A 6,000-nucleotide genomic window follows, 5' to 3' on the forward strand; every position below is an offset into this window, starting at 1 on the left:
CAAAAAATAGAAATCAATACATTAGAGCACCTTTGAAAATAAGTTATTAACTTGAAGGGTTCTATCAAAACAAACCACTATGCTAGCTCGAATTATAGGCTCTTCTATCTTTATTATGCTCTTTCTCTCTCTAGAGTTTTATGTTTTTTATGGCCTCAAGGGGCATTTTAAAGATCAGTTTAAGCTCTGGATGAAAATCAGTTATTGGCTTTCTGCTGCGGCGCCAGTGGCTTGGCTATTTTTTATGGGCCGTACGGCCTCCGCCCAACCCCTGAGCAGCTTGCAATTGGTCCACCACCTGATGATTGGAATTTGGGTGACCTTGCTGGTGACCAAGTTGGTCTATGCGGGCTTCCTGTTTATTGAGGATTTTTATCGCTTTACGCATTATGGGGGGCAAAAACTGGCCAAATTGAAGGATGCAGAACGAGAAGTGAACCTGCAAAGCCGCCGAACTTTTATGCGCCGTTTGGCCCTTTTTGCGGCGGCGGTTCCCTTTGCTTCTTTTCTCTATGGCATTAGCCGCGGAAAATATGCCTACACCGTGGACAAGGTGAAAATTAAGGACCCCGAACTGCCCGAGGCCTTCCATGGCCTGCGAATGGTCCAGATTTCTGATGTGCATGCAGGCAGTTTTGATAACCGAGAGGCCGTGGCCAAAGGCCTGCAAATGATACAGGACCTAGAAGCGGACCTGATCGTCTTTACGGGCGATTTGGTGAATAATCGCGCCCATGAAATTGTTCCTTATATCGACCTTTTTGCCAATTTGACGGCTCCCCTCGGTAAATTTTCTGTGCTGGGCAACCATGATTATGGCAGCTATGTCCGCTGGCCCTCTGATGCGGCCAAGGAACAAAATCTCGATAAACTCAAGCAATATCAAGCCGATATGGGCTTTAAAATGCTAAACAACAGCGCCCTAGTACTGGAAAAAGAGGGGCAGCAAATTTGTTTGGCTGGAGTAGAAAATTGGGGCCATGGTCCCTATCCCAAAGAAGGCGATTTGGCGGGCTGCTTTGGCGAAGAAAATAATGGATTGTTTACCATTTTGCTCTCTCATGACCCCACACATTGGCGGCATAAGGTGCTAGAACACCCCCAAAAAGTGCATTTGACCCTCAGCGGGCATACGCATGGCATGCAATTAGGCGTGAAAATTCCTGGCTTCCAATGGAGTCCCGCCAAATGGCGCTATAAAGAATGGGCCGGACTTTATGAAGAGTTGGGCCAACGCCTTTATGTAAATAGAGGGTTTGGCTTTTTGGGCTTCCCTGGTAGAGTGGGCATGCTACCCGAAATTACCCTTTTTGAACTCACTAAGGCATAGGAATTTGCTCGCTATAAAGCAAGATTTCTCCTCTACCATTAAAGCCAGGAAAATGAAAGATGCACTTCTTATTTTTAACGTCTAGCTCATAAGTAAACTTAATTTCTTTTTGCTTTTTCTTATCGTAGATAAGCAGATAATCCTCATGTCTTTCGATGATTTTAGCATCTATTGTCTCTTTAAGGGTGGTGAGGTAAACCATGCTGTCTTGCAAAAGAATACGCCCATTATTTAGATGCTGGATGATAGCCCGCTCCTGTATATGTATAGGGGTTTTATCTGAGGAAGGGTTCTGCAGTTTGCTTTCATAAATTGTCCAATGGCTGTCTTGAATAATGTTATTCTTTGCTAGCTTTTTACTGCTTTGACAAGCGAATAGAAGGCTGGCCAAGAGAAAGATACTTAGGATCTGTTTCATTTTGTTTTTATATAAAAACTGTAAGAGGGATACTCCCTCTTACAGTTGATTAAGATAATATCGGAGGCTAAGCAGTCTCTAAATTATTTAGTTTAGCTCTTTGTTGATAATATCTGTAACGATTTGATTGATTTGTGCTTGATCTAGTTCTCCATCATCTGTGTTGCCTGTGGGAGGGGCTTCAATACCCTCAAATTTAATATCGGGACACTTTCCATCTACACTTTCTAAGTTAATAGAATAGCCATCAACGCTTGGACCTGACCATCCAAAGGAAACATCAATATGACCAGTCACATGATAAGTACACCCATTAGTTGCAGTTATGATTATGTCAATTGGGATTGGTTTGTCATAGCTTTCAAGGGCAGAGGCAGAGAACGAAATGGAGAATAACAAGGTTAGGCTCAAAATTAACTGTTTCATTATTTTTTGTTTTAGTTAAAGTAATGGCCCAATATATATATATATATATTAACTTCTTTGTGTTTTGGGTGGATTGTTTTACATTTTATTTAAATGTTCTTTTATTAAGGCTTAATGTGACAGGGATTCTTGCATTGCTTTTAATTATTACTCTAAGTGAAAAAAATGTTCTCTATACAAATTTGAACTCACTAAGGCATAGGAATTTGCTCGCTATAAAGCAAAATTTCTCCTTGTCCATCAATACCAGGTAAATGAAAGACACACTTTTTGTTTTTAACGTCTAGCTCATAAGGAAACTTAATTTCTTTCTGTTGTTTGGGATCGTAAAGAAGAAGGTGATCCTCCTGTCTAGCGATGATTTTAGCATCTACTTTATCTTCAGGGGTGGTGAGGTAAAACATACTGTCTTGCAAAAGAATACGCCCATTGTTTATATATTGCTCCATAATATAATCTTGTACAGGTATAGGGATCCTCTCCGGAGGGTTCTGCAGTTTGCATTCATAAATTGTCCAATGGCTGTCCTGAATAATGTTATTCTTTGCTAGCTTTTTACTGCTCTGACAAGCGAATAGAAGGCTGGCCAAGAGCATAATGCTTAGGATCTGTTTCATAAGGTTACTTTTAGGTGCTATTTTATTCTTGAGCTAAGATAGTTTTTTTTTTGATTGGCAAAGGTTTTTAAAAAGTATAATATGAAAAACTATCTCTACGCCCTATGTTGCTTATTTTTTACTTTTTCTTTAGCCGCTCAAGAAAGTTGGATTATCCAATTAGCCTATGGCCAAGAGATAGAGGAACAGAAATGGCCCAGCCATTGGAACCTAAGAGTGCTTCGTCCTTTGGTCCCTGCACTCAATATTTGGGAGCTGCAACTAGGACCAACTGCCGCCCAAGAACTAGCTGATTGGCCTAGAGTAGTGGCCCTACAAAAAAATCATTCCTTGCGCCCTCGCCTGATTCCTAATGATCCCGATTTTAATCAACAATGGCATCTGGAAAATAATGGCAGTAATGGCGGCTTAGTCGATGCCGATATTGATGCCACTGCCGCTTGGGATTTGGCGCAGGGCGGCCAAACGGCCCTGGGCCAACAGCTCGTTTTGGCTGTTATCGACGATGGAATAGATACGACGCTAACAGAATTGCAAGGCCGCCTTTGGACCAATACCGCCGAAATTCCAAACAACGGCTTAGATGATGATGGAAATGGGTTTATTGATGACTTTAAAGGCTGGTCTAGCTTCAACCAAAATGATGAGATTTCAGGCGGAACCTTTGGCGCTAGCCATGGTAGTCCCGTCAGTAGCTTGATTGTAGGCCAAGCCAATAACAATAGCTTAGGCACGGGCATTGACTGGTACAGCCAACTGCTGACGGTGGTCGGTGGTGGCAGCAATGAGGCCGAAGCCATAGCCGCTTATGCCTACCCCCTGGCCCAAAGAAGAGCCTATAACCGCTCTGCCGGCCAAAAAGGAGCCCTAATTGTTGCTATAAATGCCTCTTGGGGCGTCGATGAGGTGCTGGCTACTGATTTTCCCGTCTTGAGCAATCTCTTTGACTCTTTGGGGCAAGCGGGTATTTTGGTCGTGGCCTCTACCTCTAATGCAAATAATAATGTGGACCTAGTGGGCGATTTGCCCACGCATAGCCCCAGCCCTTACCTGATTACAGTAACCAATAGTAACCGCAGCGATCAAAAGGTAACGGCCGCTGGTTTTGGTCGCCAAAGTATTGATTTAGCCGCCCCCGGCGATGGCCTATATACCCAAATGAAAGGGGGAAGCATGGGCAATTTTTCGGGTACTTCGGCAGCGGCGCCCTTAGTTACTGCAGCAATTGGCCTGATTTATAGCCTGCCTTGTCCCCGCCTGGCTTATTTGGCCCAATTGCAGCCCGCAGCCACCGCCCTTTATGTCAAAAATGCCATTTTAGCTGGAGTAGACAGCCTGCCCCAACTCGATACTTTTTGCCTCTCTGGCGGTCGCCTCAATTTAGCCCAAGCCCTAGCCGCTGCGGAATATAGCGATTGCCAATTGCCTGGCTGCACGGCCCCCTATAATCTATCTTTTTTGTCCAATCAGCCCGATAGCCTGCTGCTTTCTTGGAGCAGCCAAGCCGATAGCAGCTTTTTGCGCTACCGCCTTTTGGGCCAAAATAACTGGCAGTTGCTCAGCACTACAGATAGCTTTTTGCTTTTGGACCAACTACAGCCCTGCCAAACTTATGAGCTCGCCCTTTGGTCGAGCTGCAACGGCCAAGCGTCTACCGATACCAATTATGTTTTTTGGGAGAGCCAAGGCTGCTGCAATGCCCCGCAACTTTGGCAACTGGATAGCAGCGGCAGCGATTTCTTGGCCCTCTCCTTTACAGAGATTACCGCCGCCCAAAGCTATACCCTAACTTATGGCCCAATAGGGCAGGGGAGTAGCCAGACCCTCCAAAGTAGTCAAAACAACTTTATTTTAGCCAACCTAGATAGTTGCCAAGCCTATGAGATTCGCCTTTGGTCCAACTGCACTAGCCCTAGCTTAGATAGCCTAAATCTAGCATTGAGCACGGCGGGCTGTGGCAGTTGCCGCGACCTAAATTATTGCGCTCCTTTTGCCAATAACAACTTTGAATGGCTAACAGAGCTGCAATTAGGCGACAGCAGTTACGCCTCTTCTCCCGCCCAAAATGGCTATGCAGCCTACGATAGCAGCTTCTTTTTGCAAGCGGGCCAAACTTATCCCATGCACTGGAGCTGGGCCACGGGCAGCAGCCCTTTTCCCAATTGGCGCCTAGGCTTTTGGGTAGATCTGGACCGCAACGGGCAGTTCGATAGCCTCGAATTGGTCTGGAGCTCTCCCACAATTAGCCAGATGCAAACGACTTATGTAGACCAACTGACTATTCCCGCCCATTGGCTGGGCAATTACCGCAGCCGCTGGCAACTCAAATGGGGTACTGGCACCTTTAACAGCTGTGGAGATACGGGCTTTGGCGAGACCAAAGATTATTGCTTGCAGGTTGATCTGCCCGATGGCCTAAACCCCATTGCCCAAGCCCAAATGCAGCTTTATCCCCAACCCGCTCGGCAAGCTCTCTACCTAAAGTCGCCCCCCAATCTAGGCGAGCTCTGGATGATTTACGACCTACAAGGCCGCCAATTAGCCAGCGGACAGTGGTCGGGCCAAATCTCTTTGGACCAATGGCCGGCAGGGCTCTATATTTTGCATTGGCCCAATTTAGGCCTACAAAATCGCTTTCTAAAGGAGTAATTTTTTGGGGCCTCCCGCCTCCCTTTGGTCGTCGGCGGTTACTCCCTTTGGTCGTCGAACTGCGGCCTAAAGTCCTTGTTGTCGTTCCGCAGCTCGCTGCTGTTTTGGGGCCTCCGCCTCCCTTTGGTCGTCGGCGGTTACTCCCTTTGGTCGTCGAACTGCGGCCTAAAGTCCTTGTTGTCGTTCCGCAGCTCGCTGCTGTTTTGGGGCCTCCGCCTCCCTTTGGTCGTCGGCGCTACGTTTCGCAGCTCGCTGTTCGCTCGGCCCTGCGGCCTGACGGCCTTGGTCTGCGGTTTCGCCGCACTGCTGCACATCGCTAGGCCGCTCAACAGCCATGTTTTACTAGTACATTTGGCTTCGGCCCTTCTGGCTCTTCCAACGGCTGTCCCCAGCCTAAATCATTGATTTTTAATGATGAAGTGTTTTTATTCTGAACTTTTATTTGCATTATTTTATATAAATGAATAAATTTGCCTGAAACCATTGCAAAAAACCTGACTTCTTCATATAGCCAAATAAACACAATAATCATATTATGGCTGATCCAGGTGACTTCTTAG

5 protein-coding genes are annotated in these 6,000 nt (G+C 46.0%); 2 read left to right on the forward strand and 3 right to left on the reverse strand.

Annotation, left to right across the window (positions count from 1 at the left end; all coding sequences use genetic code 11):
• The first annotated feature begins 79 nt into the window (after positions 1 to 79).
• On the forward strand, positions 80 to 1,330 hold the full coding sequence (locus SAPGRDRAFT_RS09675) for a metallophosphoesterase (protein WP_002659064.1): 1,251 nt from the start codon (positions 80 to 82) through the stop codon (positions 1,328 to 1,330).
• On the opposite strand, the gene SAPGRDRAFT_RS09680 is transcribed toward SAPGRDRAFT_RS09675, so the two are convergent.
• From SAPGRDRAFT_RS09680 to SAPGRDRAFT_RS09690, 3 genes are all read right to left on the reverse strand, one after another.
• A complete protein-coding gene (locus SAPGRDRAFT_RS09680; RefSeq protein ID WP_002659066.1) occupies positions 1,320 to 1,748 on the reverse strand; it encodes a hypothetical protein in 429 nt (142 codons plus the stop codon). The two genes, SAPGRDRAFT_RS09675 and SAPGRDRAFT_RS09680, sit on opposite strands and share 11 nt — an antisense overlap.
• Before the next feature lie 87 nt (positions 1,749 to 1,835).
• Positions 1,836 to 2,174: a hypothetical protein gene (locus SAPGRDRAFT_RS09685; RefSeq protein WP_002659067.1), complete on the reverse strand. Its 339-nt coding sequence runs from the start codon at positions 2,172 to 2,174 to the stop codon at positions 1,836 to 1,838.
• Positions 2,175 to 2,365: 191 nt separating this feature from the next.
• Positions 2,366 to 2,791: a hypothetical protein gene (locus SAPGRDRAFT_RS09690; RefSeq protein WP_002659068.1), complete on the reverse strand. Its 426-nt coding sequence runs from the start codon at positions 2,789 to 2,791 to the stop codon at positions 2,366 to 2,368.
• Between the two features lie 81 nt (positions 2,792 to 2,872).
• On the opposite strand from SAPGRDRAFT_RS09690, the gene SAPGRDRAFT_RS09695 reads away from it, so the two are divergent.
• Positions 2,873 to 5,440, forward strand: a complete 2,568-nt coding sequence (locus SAPGRDRAFT_RS09695) for a S8 family peptidase (RefSeq protein WP_002659069.1) — start codon at positions 2,873 to 2,875, stop codon at positions 5,438 to 5,440.
• Positions 5,441 to 6,000: the final 560 nt, after the last annotated feature.

Source organism: Saprospira grandis DSM 2844 (genome assembly GCF_000275825.1).
Lineage (GTDB): Bacteria > Bacteroidota > Bacteroidia > Chitinophagales > Saprospiraceae > Saprospira > Saprospira grandis_A.